Origin of the sequence: Nitrosopumilus sp., assembly GCF_025699255.1 — an archaeon.
Classification (GTDB): Archaea; Thermoproteota; Nitrososphaeria; order Nitrososphaerales; family Nitrosopumilaceae; genus Nitrosopumilus.
Window position 1 is genome coordinate 168,941 of the sequence record NZ_JAILWA010000001.1, and the last position, 19,549, is coordinate 188,489.

At 33.2% G+C, this 19,549-nt stretch carries 25 protein-coding genes; 8 read left to right on the forward strand and 17 right to left on the reverse strand.

What is annotated here, in order from left to right:
* Positions 1-21: 21 nt before the first annotated feature.
* Positions 22-354: a hypothetical protein gene (locus K5781_RS01175; protein ID WP_297439852.1), complete on the reverse strand. Its 333-nt coding sequence runs from the start codon at positions 352-354 to the stop codon at positions 22-24.
* 107 nt (positions 355-461) lie between these two features.
* On the opposite strand from K5781_RS01175, the gene speY reads away from it, so the two are divergent.
* A complete protein-coding gene (gene speY / locus K5781_RS01180; protein WP_297439855.1) occupies positions 462-1,556 on the forward strand; it encodes a deoxyhypusine synthase in 1,095 nt (364 codons plus the stop codon).
* Here the strand turns inward: speY and K5781_RS01185 are convergent.
* Positions 1,553-1,765 (reverse strand): hypothetical protein, encoded by a 213-nt coding sequence (locus tag K5781_RS01185; RefSeq protein ID WP_297439857.1) that lies wholly within the window; start codon positions 1,763-1,765, stop codon positions 1,553-1,555. The genes speY and K5781_RS01185 overlap by 4 nt on opposite strands.
* 122 nt (positions 1,766-1,887) lie before the next feature.
* Between K5781_RS01185 and K5781_RS01190 the strand changes: the two genes are divergently transcribed.
* Positions 1,888-2,196 carry a MarR family transcriptional regulator gene (locus tag K5781_RS01190; RefSeq protein WP_297439859.1) on the forward strand — a complete coding sequence of 103 codons (309 nt, stop codon included), beginning with the start codon at positions 1,888-1,890 and terminating at the stop codon, positions 2,194-2,196.
* Here the strand turns inward: K5781_RS01190 and K5781_RS01195 are convergent.
* Complete coding sequence (locus tag K5781_RS01195; RefSeq protein WP_297440194.1) at positions 2,178-2,528, reverse strand: cyclophilin-like fold protein; 351 nt, start codon at positions 2,526-2,528, stop codon at positions 2,178-2,180. The genes K5781_RS01190 and K5781_RS01195 overlap by 19 nt on opposite strands.
* Positions 2,529-2,616: 88 nt before the next feature.
* Here K5781_RS01195 and K5781_RS01200 point away from each other — a divergent pair, with 88 nt between their 5' ends.
* Positions 2,617-3,108: a DNA-directed RNA polymerase subunit K gene (locus K5781_RS01200; RefSeq protein ID WP_297439861.1), complete on the forward strand. Its 492-nt coding sequence runs from the start codon at positions 2,617-2,619 to the stop codon at positions 3,106-3,108.
* 51 nt (positions 3,109-3,159) lie between these two features.
* Positions 3,160-3,474, forward strand: a complete 315-nt coding sequence (locus K5781_RS01205) for a DNA-binding protein (RefSeq protein ID WP_297439863.1) — start codon at positions 3,160-3,162, stop codon at positions 3,472-3,474.
* On the opposite strand, the gene K5781_RS01210 is transcribed toward K5781_RS01205, so the two are convergent.
* Positions 3,471-3,887 (reverse strand): helix-turn-helix domain-containing protein, encoded by a 417-nt coding sequence (locus K5781_RS01210; RefSeq protein ID WP_297439865.1) that lies wholly within the window; start codon positions 3,885-3,887, stop codon positions 3,471-3,473. The two genes, K5781_RS01205 and K5781_RS01210, sit on opposite strands and share 4 nt — an antisense overlap.
* Positions 3,888-3,991: 104 nt before the next feature.
* Between K5781_RS01210 and K5781_RS01215 the strand changes: the two genes are divergently transcribed.
* A complete protein-coding gene (locus tag K5781_RS01215) occupies positions 3,992-4,936 on the forward strand; it encodes an asparagine synthase-related protein (RefSeq protein WP_297439867.1) in 945 nt (314 codons plus the stop codon).
* Here the strand turns inward: K5781_RS01215 and K5781_RS01220 are convergent.
* The 6 genes from K5781_RS01220 to K5781_RS01245 all read right to left on the reverse strand — a co-directional run bounded on the left by K5781_RS01220 (position 4,933) and on the right by K5781_RS01245 (position 8,096).
* Positions 4,933-5,079, reverse strand: a complete 147-nt coding sequence (locus K5781_RS01220) for a YHS domain-containing protein (RefSeq protein ID WP_297439869.1) — start codon at positions 5,077-5,079, stop codon at positions 4,933-4,935. The genes K5781_RS01215 and K5781_RS01220 overlap by 4 nt on opposite strands.
* Positions 5,080-5,130: 51 nt before the next feature.
* A complete protein-coding gene (locus tag K5781_RS01225) occupies positions 5,131-5,376 on the reverse strand; it encodes a hypothetical protein (protein ID WP_297439870.1) in 246 nt (81 codons plus the stop codon).
* On the reverse strand, positions 5,373-5,567 hold the full coding sequence (locus tag K5781_RS01230) for a hypothetical protein (protein ID WP_297439872.1): 195 nt from the start codon (positions 5,565-5,567) through the stop codon (positions 5,373-5,375). The genes K5781_RS01225 and K5781_RS01230 overlap by 4 nt, the downstream gene beginning before the upstream one ends.
* Before the next feature lie 66 nt (positions 5,568-5,633).
* On the reverse strand, positions 5,634-5,999 hold the full coding sequence (locus K5781_RS01235) for a DUF6659 family protein (protein ID WP_297439874.1): 366 nt from the start codon (positions 5,997-5,999) through the stop codon (positions 5,634-5,636).
* A gap of 72 nt (positions 6,000-6,071) precedes the next feature.
* Positions 6,072-7,172, reverse strand: coding sequence for an aldo/keto reductase (locus K5781_RS01240; protein ID WP_297439876.1), 1,101 nt, complete (start codon positions 7,170-7,172; stop codon positions 6,072-6,074).
* Between the two features lie 39 nt (positions 7,173-7,211).
* Positions 7,212-8,096 carry a prenyltransferase gene (locus K5781_RS01245; RefSeq protein ID WP_297440196.1) on the reverse strand — a complete coding sequence of 295 codons (885 nt, stop codon included), beginning with the start codon at positions 8,094-8,096 and terminating at the stop codon, positions 7,212-7,214.
* 85 nt (positions 8,097-8,181) lie between these two features.
* Here K5781_RS01245 and K5781_RS01250 point away from each other — a divergent pair, with 85 nt between their 5' ends.
* A complete protein-coding gene (locus tag K5781_RS01250; protein ID WP_297439878.1) occupies positions 8,182-8,385 on the forward strand; it encodes a hypothetical protein in 204 nt (67 codons plus the stop codon).
* Here K5781_RS01250 and K5781_RS01255 read toward each other — a convergent pair.
* The 7 genes from K5781_RS01255 to K5781_RS01285 all read right to left on the reverse strand — a co-directional run bounded on the left by K5781_RS01255 (position 8,382) and on the right by K5781_RS01285 (position 16,869).
* Positions 8,382-9,053 (reverse strand): hypothetical protein, encoded by a 672-nt coding sequence (locus K5781_RS01255; RefSeq protein WP_297439880.1) that lies wholly within the window; start codon positions 9,051-9,053, stop codon positions 8,382-8,384. The genes K5781_RS01250 and K5781_RS01255 overlap by 4 nt on opposite strands.
* A 73-nt stretch (positions 9,054-9,126) precedes the next feature.
* On the reverse strand, positions 9,127-11,832 hold the full coding sequence (locus tag K5781_RS01260; protein ID WP_297439882.1) for a hypothetical protein: 2,706 nt from the start codon (positions 11,830-11,832) through the stop codon (positions 9,127-9,129).
* Between the two features lie 60 nt (positions 11,833-11,892).
* Positions 11,893-12,543 (reverse strand): archaellin/type IV pilin N-terminal domain-containing protein, encoded by a 651-nt coding sequence (locus K5781_RS01265; protein WP_297439884.1) that lies wholly within the window; start codon positions 12,541-12,543, stop codon positions 11,893-11,895.
* Positions 12,544-12,644: 101 nt separating this feature from the next.
* A complete protein-coding gene (locus K5781_RS01270; protein ID WP_297439887.1) occupies positions 12,645-14,423 on the reverse strand; it encodes a hypothetical protein in 1,779 nt (592 codons plus the stop codon).
* Positions 14,423-15,106, reverse strand: coding sequence for a hypothetical protein (locus K5781_RS01275; RefSeq protein WP_297439889.1), 684 nt, complete (start codon positions 15,104-15,106; stop codon positions 14,423-14,425). The genes K5781_RS01270 and K5781_RS01275 overlap by 1 nt, the downstream gene beginning before the upstream one ends.
* A 15-nt stretch (positions 15,107-15,121) precedes the next feature.
* On the reverse strand, positions 15,122-15,652 hold the full coding sequence (locus tag K5781_RS01280; RefSeq protein WP_297439891.1) for a hypothetical protein: 531 nt from the start codon (positions 15,650-15,652) through the stop codon (positions 15,122-15,124).
* Positions 15,649-16,869, reverse strand: coding sequence for a hypothetical protein (locus tag K5781_RS01285; RefSeq protein ID WP_297439893.1), 1,221 nt, complete (start codon positions 16,867-16,869; stop codon positions 15,649-15,651). The genes K5781_RS01280 and K5781_RS01285 overlap by 4 nt, the downstream gene beginning before the upstream one ends.
* 136 nt (positions 16,870-17,005) lie before the next feature.
* Between K5781_RS01285 and K5781_RS01290 the strand changes: the two genes are divergently transcribed.
* Positions 17,006-18,625: a type II/IV secretion system ATPase subunit gene (locus K5781_RS01290; RefSeq protein ID WP_297439896.1), complete on the forward strand. Its 1,620-nt coding sequence runs from the start codon at positions 17,006-17,008 to the stop codon at positions 18,623-18,625.
* Positions 18,622-19,545, forward strand: a complete 924-nt coding sequence (locus K5781_RS01295) for a type II secretion system F family protein (protein WP_297439898.1) — start codon at positions 18,622-18,624, stop codon at positions 19,543-19,545. The genes K5781_RS01290 and K5781_RS01295 overlap by 4 nt, the downstream gene beginning before the upstream one ends.
* Positions 19,546-19,549 lie beyond the last annotated feature (4 nt).

A 19,549-nucleotide genomic window follows, 5' to 3' on the forward strand; every position in this document is an offset into this window, starting at 1 on the left:
TCACCCAACTCTTAAAAAAGGTCAGATTTTTTCTCGCAGCACAATAATTGAACGTAAAATCAGCCCAGAAATACCTAGATTTGAAATTAGAAATTCAGATGCTCGCTTGAGAGGATACAAACCACGAAAGCCTTCATCATAAATCATTTCAATTGAACCATGATTGGTTTTAACAAATGAAGTGATTAATGAAAAGTCACCCAATTTTTCATCGTGTCTTTCAAGATATAGACGCAATTCAACATGAGTGATAACAAATTCATCTTGAATGAAATTTCCAGAAGACATTAAAACTTCTACATCATCTGGAGATTTATTGACTCTTGCAGGATCGTGTAAATCAATTATATCCATTCTGTTTTGATTAACATCATTCCTAAATAAGTAATAAATGAAAAAATCAAGTATTTCAAATCAAATCTTTGCGATAGTATTATTTACTGAAAAATTATTTTTGATATATGGATCCTCACAAGTTTCACGGTAAAGATATCCCACACATAAAATTAGATCCAAAAATGACCATCGAGGATTTAGTAGAAGTTTTTGCAAGTTCAGGATACAATGGAAGACAGTTAGGAGATGCAGCAAAACTCTATGCACAAATGATTCAAGAAAATGCAACAATTTGCCTGACAGTTTCTGGAGCTATGACCCCCGTAGGATTTGGAGGAATAATCAAAACACTGATTGAAAGAGGTTTTGTGGATTGGATTGTAACAACCGGAGCTAATGTATATCATGAGGATCATTTTGCATGGGGACTACCAGTAAAACAAGGAAGTTTTGATGTTGATGATATGAAGCTATATGAAAATGAAATTGTCAGAATTAGAGATGTCTACATAAAATTTCATGAAACATTGGAAGCGCAAGATGAATTAGTCCAAAAGATGTACGGAGAAGACTTTCCAGATAAGCCGTTCACCACGGCAGAATTTTGTAATTTGATGGGCAAACTCAGTAAGGAAAAATCAAAACATCCTGAAAAAAGTTTCATCACTACAGCTTATGATTACGATGTCCCAGTGTACATTTCAACAATGAAAGATTCATCATTAGCATTGAATCTAGCAGTTCATAGATTACAAGATAAAGAATACAATTTAGATTTTGTAAGAGAGATAATTGAGCAAGCTGCAATTTTGTATGATTCAAAAAAATCAGGAATTTTAGAATTAGGTGGAGGAGTGCCAAAAAACACAGCTCAACAAACCGGACCTCTTTTAGATCAAATTCTAAAAAGAGATGACGGAGGACAAGATTACATCATCCAGATAACAGATGCCAGACCAGATACAGGAGGATTATCAGGAGCTACTTTACAAGAGGGGAAAAGTTGGGGAAAAGTTCAAGATGCACATAATGGCATGGTGACAGTATATGCAGATGCGACTATTGCATTTCCAATACTTGCACTATACGTGCTAAGTAATCAAAAATCCAGAAAACCAAAAAGATTGTACAAGCAACTTGATAAACTATACAAAAAATTAAGTGATGATTATTTTAAACATCCAGATAATAAATTAAAAAAATCAAAAAAGAAAAACTAAAATTTGTTAAATCGTGCTCGTTCTAGGTCACGATCATCCTTTGATTCTTTTTTGTATTCTTTGTAATGTTCTTTGCATAGAACTGTTTTTTTGCCAGTAGAGTTTACGCGTAGCCCTGCATTCTCCACTTTACTAGTATTTAGAGAACGGGCACCATCTTGATCACACCCTTCAAAATTACATTTTGCACCTTTAGACACTATTCCCATAAAAGACAATAATCAAGATGTTATTTATACTTGAAAATAATTTCCCATATTTTTTACAAAAATAAAAAGAAAAGAAAGGTTATGGTTCATCGTTTATAAGAGGAATATTTTTTTCTTGTGTCATGGGTGGAGCAAAAAAACCAACTGCTGCAAACAAAGACAAATCAGCAGGAGTCAAAGATACAAAGAAAAAGAAAGACAAAGGAGAAGGCGGACCAAAGAAAGCCGAGATCACTGTTAAAGTAGATGAAACCCAAGCTTTGAAAATAATTCAAAATTCCAAAGTTGTTACCGTTCAAGATCTTGCAAGACAAACAGGAGTCAAAATATCTGCTGCAAATGCATTTCTAAGAGAATCAGCAAACAAGGGAATTGTAAAAAGAGTTGGCGGATATTCAGGCCATCATTTGTATCAAGCAGTGTCTTCATAGATACACAATACATCACCAGATTTAACATCCTTTAGTAAATCCACATTTCCATTCAATTTTCCAATAGGAGTCATAGCTTTTGCAAATACAGCATCATTTAGAAAAAAACAAACGCTGCCAGTAGAAGGTAGAAATGCCACATCTCCTTTTTTGAATTCGGTTTTAGATCTTTCAATCCCACTATCCACATTGGTTTCAAAATACAAAATACTCTTGCCTAGCAAATGAGCATGTCCCTCCAAAGGTAAAGATCTCATTATGATTCCAACAGTTCTGGGGGACAAATGTCGTTTTAAATCACATGAAATTTTTGCCTTACCTCGAATTTCCAAAACTAGTTGTTTTCTAGAGACTGACGATGTACTCAATTCGTACTTTAAAATGATTAGATTATATAACGTTTTAAGAAAATTTTCTTACTTGTCTGATGCCCAAGAACCTGAATTAATTGAAGCTCCACAACCAGAAGAAGTAGAGTCAGAAGTTGAAGAGAATGCAGGATTAAACAAAGCATTAGATACATATCGAAAATTAATTGACAGAAAAGATCTTGTTGAACCATTAACTGAAAAAGAACAAGAAAACCTTGAAAAAAGAATTAAGGAAATCGAAGAAAGAGAAGTTGTTGAAAAAATTGAAGAGCATGAACCTGTAGAAATACCATGTGAAAAAAATAAAATTACGATTGGACCACCTACATTAACAAGATTTGAAAAAGCAAGAATTATGGGTGCAAGAGCTTTACAATTATCATTAGGAGCACCACCATTCATACCAATTCCTAAAACAGCAAGAATATCATTAGATATTTCCATGGAAGAATTAGAAGAAAGAGTAATTCCAATTACGATTAGAAGAGTATTGCCAAATGGAGATTACCAAAACATCCCAATTGATTATTTTGAAAAATGAATCAATGGTCGATAAAACTTAAAAGAACATAAAATTTCTAAATATTGAATAATGCTCATGGAAGAGACAACTGAACTGCGTGGTCAAGAGCAGACCCAAAAGTCTGAAGAAACCACATTACAAATTGGAAATTATCCTGTAATGCAGTCAGCTCTAGATGTTTTAGAAGCATTAGGCAAAAAAAATAAAATAATTTTAAAATCAAAAGGTAATTCAATACCAAACGCAGTGGCAGTAGCAAACATCATTACTGAAAAAATGTTAAAAGATAAGTCCAAAGTTGAAAAAATTATTTTGGACACAGTTGCAGCTGCAGGAATAGGAAATATGACATCAACAATCGAGATTATATTAACAAAGAATTAGTAAACGCTGCCAGGTCCTTTTAGCAACATATTTTCACATTCTTTACACACTTGCTCATCAATATCAGATTCTAAATTATGATGAATTTCACAAATAAGCAAACTGGATTTAATGTAATTACATAATCCAATAAATTTTGACAGACTTGATGGAGTATATGCCAAATCAGAAGAAAGATTATCACTTAGCTCATCAATCATTGTTGCAACTTGTTTTTCTGCTAAAAGTTTAGCAATTAAAGAAGGATCACCCCTTGTTCCACGGATATAATTGCTAATGGCAGCTTGAGTTACTCCAAGCATTTTTGAAATCTCATCTTCCCGTATATTATGATCTTCTGCAAGTTTTTTAGCAAGAATAGCACGTAAAGCTGGGATTAAAGTTTTAGATTCTATCTCAGCAGGAAGTAGCATATCCCTCAAGAATTTGATAAAGAATTTAAAGTTTGCAATGTAGTGTTTTCAATTCTAGTCCCATTAGGCATATCTATTTTAATTTCAAGAATACATCGAGAAGGGTGGAAGAAATTTATGAAAAACTTTACAGTGATATAGATGAATCATGTAAAGAATGTAAATCAAATCTAATATCATTGTCAGGAGGACTGGACAGTTCCATTATTGCATATTTATTAAAAGAACGAAAACCTAAAGCAATATCTGTAATAGCAGAAGATTTTGTATCTACGGATTTGACATATTGCCAAATGATTTCAAAAGAATTACAATTACCTCTAACAATATACAATGTCAAAACAGAAGAAATTCTTGAAGCAATAGAACAAACAATAAAAATTTTAAAAAATTTTAACGATATTGAGATTCGAAATAACTTAGTCATGTATCTTGCAATAAAATGGGCAAAAGACAAAGGGGAAAAATCAATCATTACAGGAGACGGTGCAGATGAATTGTTTGCCGGATATAGCTTTCTCAAAAGCAAATCAGAAGAGGAATTAGAAAAAGAAATTAAACGAATTTGCTCAGTCATGCATTTTCCCACACAGAAAATAGGTAAAGCATTAGGGATTACTGTAGAATCCCCATTTCTTAATGAAAAAGTGAAAAGAAATGCAGAAAGTATTCCAGTCAATCTAAAAATAAAAGAAGAGAATGGGAAACGCCATGGAAAATGGATTTTACGGAAAATTTTTGAGAAAAAAATTCCGTACCAAATAGCATGGAGAGAAAAATCACCAATGCAAGACGGATCAGGAACCGCAGGGCTTACCAACCTATTTGATTCAATCATAGGTGAAGAGAAATTTGTTGAAAAGAAATTAACAGTTGAAAAAAATGATGGGGTGGTGATAAGAAGTAGAGAATCAATGCATTATTATGAAATTTATAAAAAACTATTTGGATCTCCTGTAGAATCTAAATCTGAAGAATCATGTCCATATTGTAAACATCATGTGGGAAAATCAAAATTTTGTAGAATGTGTGGAGCATTCCCAATCTAAACATTATTTTTGTATTTTCTAGGTTTTTTGATAAAAATTCTTCTGCAGCCATTACAGCAAAAATAAAAATTTTTTCCGCTATATTCATGAAGCAATGCTAAATCTTCATCAAGTTCAATTCCACATACAGGATCTACTGGCACAAATTTTCCACTAAAGGATTCAATTTATAGTTTCAGCTAAAGAAATTCAAATTAAGAAACTAGAAGAATTTTTCGTAGTTTTTTTGTCATAATTTCAGTCAAGATTGAAAGTTGTTCAACTTTCATGTCAAGTGATGAATCTCTTAAAGATACAATAGATTCGATTTCTTCAGAGCATGCAAAAAAGTCTTGTTTTCCAAAACATTGTTCACATACAACCCATTCACTTACATTTCCACGGGTAGTTTTGTATTTTATTTTATACAACGGATTATGATTATTATTACAAGAATTCATACTGTTAATTCCTGAAGTTGTAATTTGATCCTGTTGGTTACATCAGAAGTTAATTTTAACACATATTCAATATCAAGAAGAGATAAATCTTCACGGCCTTGATCAAATGTATTTTGTACAATAATTTTAATTTCCTTAGTTAATTCAGACATTGCTAAAATATCAGAATCAATTTTTTCTTGAGAAACCATGAAACAAAAACAAAATCAGGATTAATTAAGAAGATCATAAAGTCCCAAAAATGGAAATTCAAAAAATCAAGAATTTATGATGGCAATAATTTTTTTAGGCAGAGAGCCATAGTCAGAATCAGGTTCAGCTACAACATACAAAATATCATCATTTATGATTACGCTAATAGCAAGTGCTCGTTCTCGAGAGGCCATTGCAAAATTAACCGGTCCAAGCTGTTTATCGAATTCTTTTCTCATTTTTACACGCAAAGCTAATTCCATGAAAATCATTTCATCATCTTTTTCACTTTCCAAAGGTTCTACATTTTCTTTCATTCCACCAGCAACTAAACGACCACGTTCGTTAATCACTCCAGCAAACCGGATTTTAGGATCAATGGTCAGAATCAAATCACAAATTTTGGAATAGTCATAAATTTTTGCAGACAAATTACTATGTCACTCTAAATACCACTCATTTATTATCTTTATACAAAAATTTGAGGCTGATAATTAATCAAACTAAGATGTTAATTTTTTGACCAATAAAAGAAATTCATCTTCAGTCATAGGAGGAATTTTCATTATTTCAAGATTCTCTGAAACATGTTCTATAGATTTTTGACCAACTAAAGGAGCTAAAACTCCAGGAGTTGAACGAATGAATTGCAAAGCACGCAATGATGGTTTTAGTTCATTAAACTCAGGCATTACACCGGGAGACAGCAATCGTCCCTGCATGAAAGGAACACTAGTAAATACACCAACTCCCAATTGTACTGCAGATTCCAAAATAGACACATGTTTTTCTCCCAATACTTGATTTTTTGCAAGTAAAGCTTGATCAAAATTCATGTTGTAAGGTAATTGGATAAATCTAAAGCCATGATTTTCATCTCCAACTTCTTTTGCCATGTTAACTGTTTCTTCCAATGAGAGATACTGAGGGTTATCAGGAGAGACTCTAAAGCATTCCCAAGTAGCCATGCCATAAAATTTTATTTTTCCATCTTTGCGTTTTTGCTCATATAATTTAAAAACAGATTTTAAATTTTCTAAAAATTTTTCTTTAGATGTATCTTTAATTTGGCCTTCAACAGCATTATGAAGATACATCAAATCGATGCATTCAACATTCAAATTTTGTAAACTCCGGTCTAATTGATCAGAGAGATATGGGACGGTCATACAATGATACCCAGATGAAACATCGCCCTCGTTAATTACACCTTTTTGGGAATATTCTTCTTTTACATATTCCCAAAAACCAAGTTTTACATCAGCATCATTTGTAACATAGCCATTTTTGGAGCACAAAAATATCTGATCACGAGAGATCTTTCCTTCTTGTGTTAATTCATAGATAGCTTTACCTACTGAGCGTTCAGCTTTTTGGGATCGGTAGTTTATTGCAGTATCGATTACATTAATTCCAGATAGAATAGACTGTTTAACTGCATTAGTGACCAATTCATCTGTATGAGCATCAGGATCACCAAGATATGTTCCAATACCAACATTTGATAGAGTTAACTCTTCAAATAACTTGAAATTGTCTTGATTAGTGTCTGAATTTTTAGCAAATTTTTGAGTTCCATCGGAACTTGCACTGCCTGAAATCACAAATAAGTACAATCAACTACTAAATTTATGTCTAAAGCACTATAGTCCTAGGATAAACCCAATTACAAAAAGAGCACCAGTAATTCTTCCAAACATCAAAGTTGAAGACATGTAGGGAATTAATTCATCTACAGAATCATAATTTTTCTTTAGCCCAATGGCAGATTTTATCATCAAAGGAACTGCAAATAAGGTGATAAGCGAAAAAATAGGAAATAGGTGTGTAAAAACACCAATTAGTATTGTCAAATAAGAAAGAATAGGAAAAACCCAAAAGAATTTTGCCGCTCTTTTTTTACCTAATGCAATAACCAGGGTTTTTCTTCCTTTTGATTTATCTGCATCATGATCTGGAAAAGAAGCAATGAAAAGAACCAAAGAAGATAAAGAACCTACAACTATACCTGCAAGTATAGATTCTAAAGTAATTTCCCCAGATTGAATAAAATAAGTTCCAATAACAATCATAGAACCCTTTACAGCTACAAAGAATTCGCCTAAGCCAGAATCAACAATTTTTGTAGAATAAAAGTAGATAGACAAAATTGCAAATCCCAAAATGATTGCAATTGTAATCCCATCAGTAATTACAAAGTAACTTCCAATTATAGCTCCAATTATTAAAAACGCAATACCCGCACGATATACAGAAGAAGGTTGAAGTAATCCCTCAGGTAAAACACCAGTTCCACCACTCATCTTTGTTCGTTTAGTTTTAGTGTCAATTCCTCTTTTGAAATCCCAAAAATCATTGAGCAAATCAACACTTGCATGAAGAGCCATAACACCCCCAAAAGTTAATGCAGCTTCAAAAACTTCTAATGATTGATTTTGCCACCAATTTAATGACAATCCAACTGAGACTGCAATCACAGACGCAAGAAGAAATCTTATTCGAATGACCCTAAACCATACAGAAAGCATCAAACAAATTGTTTATCTCTCAATATAATATTCATGACTTTGGAATAAGGTAAAAATTATACAAAAATAGATAAAAACAGAACATATGAACATAGGTAAAATCTCAAAAAATGAGAAAACTATCAAATTTGAAGCAGAAATTCACTGCGTACAGTGTGGGAAAAAAGTTCCAGGAGGATTAAAAACAAGTGAAAAATACTACCACACAAAAGAATTTAAAATTGAACTAGATAATTTTTTAAAAAAATATCTTTGTGGAATTTGTAGAGATAAAAAAAGAAGAGATTAAGACGAATCATCATCGTGTTTGTCGTCATTATCGTGTTTGTCGTCACTATCGTGTTTGTCGTCACTATCGTGTTTGTCGTCACTATCGTGTTTGTCGTCAGAATAGTTTTGATCTGGTCCAATGAACGAATAAGTAACATCAATTATACCAGTCTCAATAAACCCACATTCAATTAACACTCCATTGATACCATTAAAATTTGCCAAAGTGATTATAAAACACTCAGGGAATTCAAAAATATCATCCACATCTGAAGGAAAATTATTTTGTTCGTGTACATTTACCTGAATAAGTGTCCTAGTATTTTGTAACTCAGGGTCTGCAATGAATACTTCATTTTCCATATTCAATGGATCTATCAGGATGCAAGGAGGTGCAATGTTGTCACAACTATCATGTAATTCAGGTTTATCAAATTCAAAAGAGAGAGAATTTACATAAATTCTGGAATCAGGATCAGTTTTGGACATGAAATTGTTGTTTGCAGAATAGTTTTTTTGGGATTTGTCACGACTGTGTTCTTCATAGTCATTGTATTTTTTTTGTTCTTTGTCATCATAGTCTTTGTATTTTGAATATTTGTCATCTGCAAAAACAGTAGAGCCAATAGTGATTGAGCCAATCAGTAATGCAGACATTACAAACATTACAAATAGTGATTTTGTCATTAATTGTATGTATTAGAAAAATCATATATTCTTATGATGTGTTCATATGAACAAACGATATGTTATGAACATATTATAATTCTTCTTCTTCCCATTCTTCTTCTAAATCAGTTTTAGATTTTCGTAGGAACAAAAATACAATAACTCCAACCATCAAAATACCGCCTATTACAATGTAAATTATCCATTCAGGCAATTCTAAATCAATAGAATCGAAAACTCTTTCCGGTGCATCAACATTTACAGTGAATGAATCTTTTCCTTCTGCATAACCTTCAGCAGTAGCAATAATCTCAAATGAAATGTTAGGGCCTTCAAATGCAGTCAAACTAACAATAGCACTGCCATCAGAGCTTGTCCTAACAACTTCAGGAGTAATAATAGCATCATCTCCAGTAATTATTTTTAATGAGGCACCAGGAACAGATCCTGCATTTTCATCATCTACAAATAATCTGAATTCGGTAGGTTCATCTACTTTAATTTCGCTAGCTAAACCACCTGTAAAAATTTGCAATTGAGTTTGTGATGAAGCAGTGGTAATCAGTGTTGATGTGCCATTAACACCTTTAGCACTGGCAGAAATTATAGAGTTCCCTACACTTCCAGTAGTTTTAATAGGAAATGTAGCATATGATGTACCAGTAGGTATTATCGCATCATCAATTATTTGTACTACAGCATCAACAGAAGAGGTAATTTTTGATTTTACAGGTAATTTTGGAATCACAGGGTTTCCTTGTAAGTCAACTAATTGGACCATTCCAAGATTGTGAGTGTGTTCAGAATTGATTTTTGAGAGAGGTAAGAAAACTTGTATTTTGGAAGAAGGTTGAGTTACAAAAGTTTTAGACCCTTCTAAATCAAAATTTGTTTTTTCACCTATAGGTTCAACAGTTAACGTGACACGTGTTTCCTCTACAGCCACATCAAATGTATCACTACGTAATTTAGTAAAAGTAAAGGTGGTTCCTTTTTCAATTTCCACTAAACCATTTGTAGGAGTGATCAAATATTTTTCAGTTTCTTTCATTACTTTTGGTCGCTCTTTTCCATCAAGTGCAATTAAAAATACATCAAAAAATCCATCACGATCAAAAATTATACTATCTTCTCCAATGGGAGAAAATATTCTAACTTCTTTTTGTTCCAATGTGTTTACAACATTAGTTGTAAATGAGCCAGTGCCAACACCATTTACAGAAGCAGAAATAGTTACAGGGCCTGTTTTTTGTCCTGTGGAAATTTCAGTAGTACCAAAAGAATAAGAGCTTGTTATTTTACCACCATCTTCAATTTTTGCTAAATCATCATCACTTGAAATTACAGTAATTTGTTGAACATAACCATCACTGTATTGATTTTCTGCTGCTTGGACAGGATATAGTCCTTCATCATCCATACAATCTACAGAAAACAGAATTCGTTCTTCAAAATCTAAATTAGAATTGTGTTCTACATCATCATCAGAACCCCCACTTTCATCATTTTGTTCAGCACATTCAGGATGAATTGTGATAGGAGTTCCATCAGGACGAATACCATCATCATCTTCATCATCTTCAATTATAGATAATTGATATGTAAAGAATGCAGAAGAATTGCTAGGAATATTCTCTAATCCATATACACCAACAGTATGATCATAATTTTTTATATCAAAACCATAATCAAATACTTGGTTCATAGATCTTTTTATATTGTTGATTCCCTCTATAGAAGTCCCTACAGTTCGAAAAGTGTCAGTAGCAGTTCCGTATCCAGGAGATGTCACACCTATCAAAATATCATTTTCAAGTAAATTTTGCAAACTAAACTTTTCTTGGAGTAGATATCCAAATTGTCCTTTTTTAATAACGGGTTTTTCAGAAATTCCAAAATCTTTCAATTTCTCACCTATAGGATATTGCTCACTAGAAAAAAATTCCAACGGAATATTATCAGGAGTTTTTGTTGGATTTCCTTCTGAATCAACAACAGTTACAAAGATATTCAATTTTCTATCAATCTCTGCAGGAATTAATTTTGGAAATACTGAAATTTTAATGGCAGTAGGCAAAGTAGAAGAAATTTTTACACTTTTTGCAACATCAAGTCCAGTTTCTTCATGTATTGCACGTAAGAAGGTATTTCCTATTTTTTCATGTGTAGATAATACACCCCAAGCATAATAATCGCCTTTTTTAATTTTCAATGTTTCAGAATTTGGAGTGGCCAAAGATTCATGATCTAATAAAATATCAATATCATCAGGAGCCCTAACCAATACTCCATCAGGAGTGGTCAAATATACTGAAAAAGGCATCTCAGAATTTACGTGCATTTCAGATGTAGGCAGATTTAATTCCAAAACCAAATCATCAGGTAGGTAACTTTCATCAGTACCTACTTGGATTTTTTGAAAGGTTGTTTTTCCATTCAAACTTGCGGTAATAGTTGTTTTACCGGATGTTTCACCAGTAATTACAGGGAATGTCACATATTCTTCATTGGCTTTGAGAATTGCTTTTTTAGGAACTGATGCAATGGTGGGATCATCAGAATTTAGACTCACAGGAACATCATAAGATGAGGTGATTGGAACACCATGTTTACTTAGAACATATAGATATCCAACAGGATGTTCTGCAACTCCACTTTCCAAATGATCTGGTGAAATTGCTAGTTTAATAGAATAATCAGATAAAGCTTCTAAATTTTGAGCAGATGCAGAATGGATATTCATTCCAAACAGTAAGATTAGTGCAAGAAAGAACATAGTTGGTTTTTTTGTTTTCATCTTTTTCTCCATTTTTCATTTTACTCCGTTTTTTTTCATAAAAATGAAAAAAGGGTGGAGTTATCCACTTTGTTGTCCAGCTACGACAGTTCCAACAAACACAGCACCGTTAGCTGTAGTTAGTTTGATCTGTGCATCTCTACCAAATGAAACATCTTGTTCCAATTCAAGTAGAAGTGTAGCTTGTTGACCTGGTTGTATTACGGCAGTTGGGTTTTGTGAAACATCTGCAATGTCTAGTGCGACACCTCTTTCAATGATTGTGAAGGAGTTTGGAAGCAGAACTACATCTGCATCAAATGTTTCTAGTGTTCCTTGGGTTGCATATGTATATACACTACCAGCAAATCGTACCTCAGTTAATGCGGCTTGTGATACACCTTGGTTAGTCACATAGATTGCAACTCTTTCACCGGTCAATAGACCATCATTTGCTCCACCAGATAGTACTGTTGGAATTGCTTGTTGATCAATTAAACCACCATCGTGTAATTGTAGGTTAGTCACATCAGTTGCGTCATATCCATTAATTTGGAGCGACTCAATTGTTGGGGCACCACTAATTTGTGCGGAACTAAAGAATCCTTGTGAAAACACAAAGACAATACTTCCACCAACGACTGCGATTGCTACCAGAAGAAGTGTTGCGATAACGGGAGCAACTGCTCTTCTTGAAGTCAATTTGTTTTGTTTTGACTGTAGTTTTGTCATTTCTGAATTTCTTAAAACTAGAAAAGATGTTAAAGGAATTTGTGTTCAAAATGGACTACTTTTGAACCATTTGTATTTCTGTTTATTTATTTGAACAAAAATTAAGAACCATCAACTTGTAAAACAACTTCAGACAAGGGTCCGATTGAAAAATCATTGTCAGTTTGTCCTTGTGCCAATACATACATCACATACATTTGATCAGAGGTTACATTAGGGGCTCTTGCACTAAATTGTATAGTATCAGCTACATTTGAGGCAGTACCCAAATCAGCAGATGTAGTTCCAACAATTTGAGTAGAGCCATCACCAAATGTTGTTATCGTAGTAGATGAAAATCCAGAAGTTCCTCCAAGTACAGACACATTTGACCACTCTCTTGGAACATTAATTATTAATTTTGCTCCAGATTTGATGAAAGTATTATCATCAGTGTCCAAATCAGCAAATACAAGATTAAAAGTTTCAACGTTGTTAGGAGTTATTCCTACTCTTGTAGATTGCATATCAGCATTACTTCTAGAATTTACTACATCGGAAAGATAGACATTTCCTACAGTTTCAGAACCATCATACATAGTACTTTGATAACCAGATTTACCAAATGAACCAACGTTTGTAAATACAGAAGCTTGTACAACTATAGATTCCAAAATATTTTGTCCAGCAATGGTACCAGGCAAAATTTTAACTAAAAAAGACTGTGTTGAATTCGCAGGAATGGTTACGGGATTAGCAAAATTTTGCCACATGATAATGTTTTCTGAAGGACAATCCCAATAATTCGTACCAGCAGGGAAAATATTCTCAGCTAAACAAGAAGCAGCAAAAAGTTTATCATTATTATTTGCTCCAGGAGAAAATGCAGTTATAGATAATTTACTTACTTCCATTGGAGCATTAACAGGGTTTGCAATATTTACTCCCCATAATGCTTTTTGACCAGAGTCACCTTGAGGAGAAGGAATTGTTAAGAATAATTTTGGACGTGCAAGTAATTCTTCATTAATAATATCAGGATCTTCGTTTCCTCCCCCATCAGTAGGCAATCTCAAGATACTTACATCAGAAACAACATTGCTTGATACATCATCAGGAATTACATCATCACCTCGTGCAACTGCTGAGAAAGTCAATAAATCAGAGCTATCACCAGTTACTTGATAATCCCAAGTAAACATTACAGATGCACCACTGTCTAAATCAACACTTGATGGAGTGTGAGAAGAAGATGCAACGATAGAACCACTTCCTGTTCCAACAAAAGATAAAGGATCCGGCTCCACGTTTTGGATTAAAGAGTTACCAGTATTGGTAACTACCATAGCTATTGTTACATTTTGTCCAATAATCACATCAGGAGGATCAGTGACCAATTCAGCTCTAAGACCAGATGAACTAGGTCCTGTTCCAACAGTTAATTCTGAAACTTTGATTGTTCCAAAGGAAGAGACTATTTTGATATCATAAGTATCAGGAGTCATTTGTAGTATCTGATTTTCAACTACATTTTGAGTGAAACCAGATGGAACAAATGCATCATCATAATTTATTTCATATCGAGTTGCAGGTTGGGTAGGTAGTGTTTTGTTTGTAATCCAAATACTTGAAATTTCAACAGGATTTTGACCAAAATTATTTACACTAACATTAAGAAAATTGTTTGCGTCAGTAGAAAGTACTAAACCAAACTGCTCTTGTTGTTTTTTAATTTCAATATCAGACACTATTCGCTGAGTGGTCACAATATCAGTTTGAGCATCAAGTGCTAAACTTAGTACTGAAAATCCGGCAATCATTAAAACTGTAAAAAACAAGGCCCCCACTACAGAAGACAATCCACGCCTATTTCGGAATGAATTTGACGATTTTTTCTTCATTACCTAGCATCACCGCTTTCTATCAGAAATTCAACAGGATGGCTGCTACCCGTGTTAAGCAAGATAGGAATACCTTTGTTTAATTGGATGTCAGGATTTGCCGAATCAAGTTTCACCAGAACGTTAACTATTTGACCATTTTGAATCTCTATGTTATCATTATGAAGATTAGGATTATTGCCAGTTTTCAAAATTGAATACATTCCATCTGCAGGAAATTCACCTCCAGGCAAATCCAATATAGAACCAGAAGTAGACGGATCCCAAGAATACTTTTCCCCACTAACAAATACATCTTTTAAGAAAATTGAATCAATGCCATTATTTTGAACTTGAATTACAATAAATTCAGTTCCACCCAATGCAGGAATAGTATCAGGATTTCCTGCACATGACGCTCTACACAAAAAAGAATTTGTCAGATTGTCAACTTCAGACAGGGTTAGTAAATCAAGAGAATCTCGAGTATCGTATGCTAAAAGTAACAAATTAAGAGATGAAGATTCTAATGTAGACACTGTTCCAAGATTTCCAGAAACAAAAGCATCATTCATAAAATATGTTAATGTACTTGCACCAGTTACAGTAACTGCCATCAACATCATGGTACTAATAACATCAGCTACTCCACGTCTAGTTTTAAGACGAGATTTTTTCTTTTTTTCAATTTTTGTTGATGACATATTAAATTTCAATTCCTATGTGTTAAATGGGCTAGCAACAGTTGTGATAAAATTACCTTTTGAAGTCGTTAATGATATCTTATATTCAGAATTAACATAATATGGATCGTCCCAAATATTTGTACCAACAGGAAGAATGATTTCAGAATCATCAAGCAGATCAAGAATTAGTTTTCTGTTGTCCTTGATTGGAACAGATTCATTTACGTCAACCCAATTTGCAATTATTTCTTGAGTATCTATTTTTAAAATTGTCACATTTGTAATAGTAGATTCAACAGTTCCAATATTTGCCAAATCTATTTCCATATTATCACTTAGGGGTTCAAATCTAACATGTTCAAAAATTACATCTTCACGATGAATTTGGTTTTTTGATTTTTCATGAAAAGACAGATCATAAGTAAATGCACTGATACTATCCATCCCATTAAACAAAATTACTGAACCAACTGAGCTAACAATTCCAAGAATTACAACACTGCCTATTACTTGACTAACTGCACGTCTATTTTTCAAAGGAAGAATAGAAGATACATTTTTCAATTTTTGCCACCCTTTCGAGATTTCCTACCAGAGATAGCAGACTCAAAGGAAGTATTGTTTTCTGAGTGTGAGTGGTTTTGAGAATACCATTCAGAGACAAATTCTTCCACCTTTGTTAAAATTTGAGAAAAGTCAGGTTCAGAAATCAGATGAATACCATAGTGTTTGGCAAGATTTTCAACCCCAGAATTTAATCCAGATACGGTAACCAATACAGTATTGGTAGGATCAATGTCTAATTTTGGAACAAGAATTGAATTCATGTCAGATTGATCAATGCCATTATTTTGATTTTTGATAAAAATAAGTATGGATTCATTGGTGGTTTTACTTTTAGCATAAATTGGAATGTCGTGAATATTTCCACTTTTTCCTTTTATTGAGACATTTAATTTTGCGGTGAAATTGAATCCTTGTAATAATTTTAACAATTCATCTTTGATTTGATTTGTATCAGAGTTTATAGAAATTTCAGAATTTTTTAATTTATAGCTAAATGTAGTAATAAACTGTCCAGAATTGGTATCAAAATCATGTTCGTGTTTTCTACAATGTAATTTTATCACCGCATTATCAAATTTCTCAGAACAATCATCGCATTGATACCACATGGCAGGGACACGAATTTCTTTTTCAAAATTTTTAATGGGTTTATTACATGAAGGACAATTAGAGGTATTGCTGTCACTAAAATCAAAATTAACACTTTCAGTAATATAACCACATTTTTTGTGTTCAAATAGATTCAATTTTTCTACACTCATCGAGTGACATTTTGGACAGTAAAGACGCATACTAGAAGAAAAAGTATCAGGGTGTATTGGACAAACAATTAATTTTTCATAAACTTTTTTCTCCAGTATTCCATCTGCAACCAAATCATCAAGACATGTAATGTTATCTTGAAGTTCACCTATTTTAGATAAAATTGGATAAAACAAACGCCCTTCATTATAATCGATAAAAGGTTTGATTGTTCTATCTTCAATTTTTTGAACTTCTTGAATAAGTTGAACAGCTTTGTTAGCAGTAGGTTTTGAAAAATCTGTTTCTTGTGGCTGCATAGAATCCTCAATTAACGAAGTTTCAACAATCACATCACTTTCAAAATCAGAAGATTTACCTTTAAAAAAGGAGGACAAAGTGTCTAATTTGGGCAATTTGTGCTCATTTTTAGAAGAAATATCAGAATCAGGCACAGATTTCTTTCTAAACATTAGGCAACACCTCATATGATGTGAACATATCACTTACCATGGTAATTTTAGAACGAGAAGAAAGAGTAAAAAGAAAAGGTTGTTCAAATGGACGAACAAGCGTTAAAACGCGTATCATGTGCATGGAAAGTCGAAATTGAGATTCAATATTTTAAAAAATAGTTTGTCATCCATACAAAAAATATCATCAGGAGATAAATCAATCTTAAAATCAAATAAAAAACAACCAAAAAAAATTTCAGAAAATATAGAAAATGAGTTAAAAATTCCTCAATTCATGACACTGTCTAAATTGGATTGGGATCACAACGAAATTCATGCAGGGATTATCAAAGACCCTTCAGCAAAAGGAGGGTTGAGATACCATGTTATCGAACCTGTTCTTTCAGAAAGAGACCAAAAAGCATTTGAAATAATAAAGAAATTACTAATGACAGAATTAACAGTGTCTTTACAAGACATTAAATCAAAAAAAGACGCAGAACGCAGATTAAAAAAGAAAATCATGTCAATGATTAAAAAATATAGATTAAAGATTCCGCCTAAAAACATTGCAAAAATAAATTATTTTGCAGTAAGAGATTTTGTCTATCTAGGAAGAATAGAACCACTAATGCGGGATCATATGATTGAAGAGATTAGTTGTGATGGAACAAATATTCCAATATACATTTGGCACAGAGAACACGAATCAATGCCAACCAACATAATTTATGAAAAAGAATCAGAATTAAATAACTTTTCAAGAAAGATGGCATATATTTGTGGAAAGCATGTTTCCATGGCAGACCCAATTATAGACGCATCATTGCCAAACGGAAGCAGAATAAACCTGACTTTAGGTCATGAAATTACAAAAAGAGGAAGTACGTTTACAATAAGGAGATTTAGGGCAGATCCAATCACAGTCATTGATTTGATAAAATTTGGGACAATGTCTATAGACATTGCAGCATACATGTGGTATTTGGCTGAAAAAAAATCCACAATGCTTGTTGCGGGAGGCACTGCAAGTGGCAAAACAACCGCACTCAATGCTTTGGCCACATTCATACGACCAGGCGAAAAAGTAGTCAGTATTGAAGATACTCAGGAACTAAACCTGCCTCACGAGAATTGGATACCTGCCGTATCTAGACAAAATTTTACAGATACGCAAGTAGGGGAAATTAATCAGTTTGATCTACTCAGAGCAGCACTAAGACAAAGACCAGACATCATTATCGTAGGAGAAACAAGAGGAAGAGAAGCATATACTTTATTTCAAGCAATGGCCACAGGTCACGGAGGATTTTCATCAATACATGCAGATTCAGTAGATGCAACACTCACAAGATTAACATCCTCACCAATGGATGTACCAAAGGCATTAATCGCAAACAGCTTAGATTTGATCACTCTTCAATTAAAAATCAGAGTAGGAGACAAATCATTAAGAAGAATCATCCAGGTTTCTGAAATTGATGGAATAGATGAAACGACAGGACAAATTAAAACACATGAAATTTTCAAATGGAATCCAAAAACAGATGTTCACGAATATGCCGGAGATAGTGTAATTTTTAGAAAACTCAAAGAGCGTGATGGAGACAGTGAAGAAAAAATCAATTATGAATTAACCAAAAGAAGATTGGCATTAGAATGGATGGTAAAAAACGACATTCGTGATCATAAAGAAGTATCCACAAATGTCATGGACTTTTATGCAGATCCTGAAAGATACTATGAACGAAAAAGATTAGAGGTACAAGTATGAAATTAGCTGGCAACAAACAACAAAAGAAAATAGAAGAAGAGTCAGTAGGCCAACTTCATGTATATAGTTATAAAATTCTAAATGATTATGTTAAATTCCTACATCCAAAATTAACATCATTAGACAAATCAATCAAACAGGCAATGATGCCAATTCCATTTGAAGTCTATGTTTCAAGCATGGTATTCTTTAGCATGATTGCAGGAGGATGTGGAGTTGTAATGGGAATAGTAGCATCTCAATTTATCAACATACAACCAGCAAGTGTGGGAATGATTTTGCCCTTGTTAACAGGATTGATGCTTTTTGGAATGACGTTTGGAATATTACAAACAATTCCTGCAATTAGAGTTAAAAATAGGGCAGCAAAATTGGTTGAAGAAATACCACATTTTATTGGCTACATGTCAACACTAGCTACAAGTGGCCTTACACTTGAAGGAATTTTCAAAGCTATCGCTAAAGAAGAAACAGATGAAGACATTGTAAAAGATGCAAGATTTATCGTTAGAAATATTGACATTTTAGGAATGGATTTGATTAGTGCAATCAAAGATTTAGTCCATAGAACGCCATCAGGACCATATTCAGAATTATTGGAAGGAGCAGTTGTCACGGTTCAGTCAGGAGGAGATCTTAAAGAATATTTCAATGCAACAGCCAAAGTACAGTTAGAAGAAAAGAAGATGTTAATGCAAAAGACTACCGAATCACTAGGTAGCGTTGCAGAAATTTATACAATTTTACTGATTGTTTTTCCGTTACTTGCAGTAATTATGTTATCAATTATGGGGATAATGAGTCCTAGTCTTGCAGGATTCGATTTGTTAACATTGATGAACATTCTAACTTTTGCAGTGATTCCTTTAAGCGGAGTTTTGATGCTTGTGATGATGGATACAATGGTTCCAAAGAGGTAAAAAA

Coding starts and splice junctions, on each gene's coding strand:
- K5781_RS01285 (WP_297439893.1), bottom strand. CDS start 16,869: ATGTTTAGAAAGAAATCTGTGCCTGATTCTGATATTTCTTCTAAAAAT.
- K5781_RS01250 (WP_297439878.1), top strand. CDS start 8,182: ATGAACATAGGTAAAATCTCAAAAAATGAGAAAACTATCAAATTTGAA.
- K5781_RS01275 (WP_297439889.1), bottom strand. CDS start 15,106: ATGTCATCAACAAAAATTGAAAAAAAGAAAAAATCTCGTCTTAAAACT.
- K5781_RS01210 (WP_297439865.1), bottom strand. CDS start 3,887: ATGCTACTTCCTGCTGAGATAGAATCTAAAACTTTAATCCCAGCTTTA.
- K5781_RS01205 (WP_297439863.1), top strand. CDS start 3,160: ATGCTCATGGAAGAGACAACTGAACTGCGTGGTCAAGAGCAGACCCAA.
- K5781_RS01230 (WP_297439872.1), bottom strand. CDS start 5,567: ATGGTTTCTCAAGAAAAAATTGATTCTGATATTTTAGCAATGTCTGAA.
- K5781_RS01270 (WP_297439887.1), bottom strand. CDS start 14,423: ATGAAGAAAAAATCGTCAAATTCATTCCGAAATAGGCGTGGATTGTCT.
- K5781_RS01175 (WP_297439852.1), bottom strand. CDS start 354: ATGGATATAATTGATTTACACGATCCTGCAAGAGTCAATAAATCTCCA.
- K5781_RS01245 (WP_297440196.1), bottom strand. CDS start 8,096: ATGCTTTCTGTATGGTTTAGGGTCATTCGAATAAGATTTCTTCTTGCG.
- K5781_RS01225 (WP_297439870.1), bottom strand. CDS start 5,376: ATGAATTCTTGTAATAATAATCATAATCCGTTGTATAAAATAAAATAC.
- K5781_RS01265 (WP_297439884.1), bottom strand. CDS start 12,543: ATGACAAAACTACAGTCAAAACAAAACAAATTGACTTCAAGAAGAGCA.
- speY (WP_297439855.1), top strand. CDS start 462: ATGGATCCTCACAAGTTTCACGGTAAAGATATCCCACACATAAAATTA.
- K5781_RS01295 (WP_297439898.1), top strand. CDS start 18,622: ATGAAATTAGCTGGCAACAAACAACAAAAGAAAATAGAAGAAGAGTCA.
- K5781_RS01260 (WP_297439882.1), bottom strand. CDS start 11,832: ATGAAAACAAAAAAACCAACTATGTTCTTTCTTGCACTAATCTTACTG.
- K5781_RS01185 (WP_297439857.1), bottom strand. CDS start 1,765: ATGGGAATAGTGTCTAAAGGTGCAAAATGTAATTTTGAAGGGTGTGAT.
- K5781_RS01190 (WP_297439859.1), top strand. CDS start 1,888: ATGGGTGGAGCAAAAAAACCAACTGCTGCAAACAAAGACAAATCAGCA.
- K5781_RS01255 (WP_297439880.1), bottom strand. CDS start 9,053: ATGACAAAATCACTATTTGTAATGTTTGTAATGTCTGCATTACTGATT.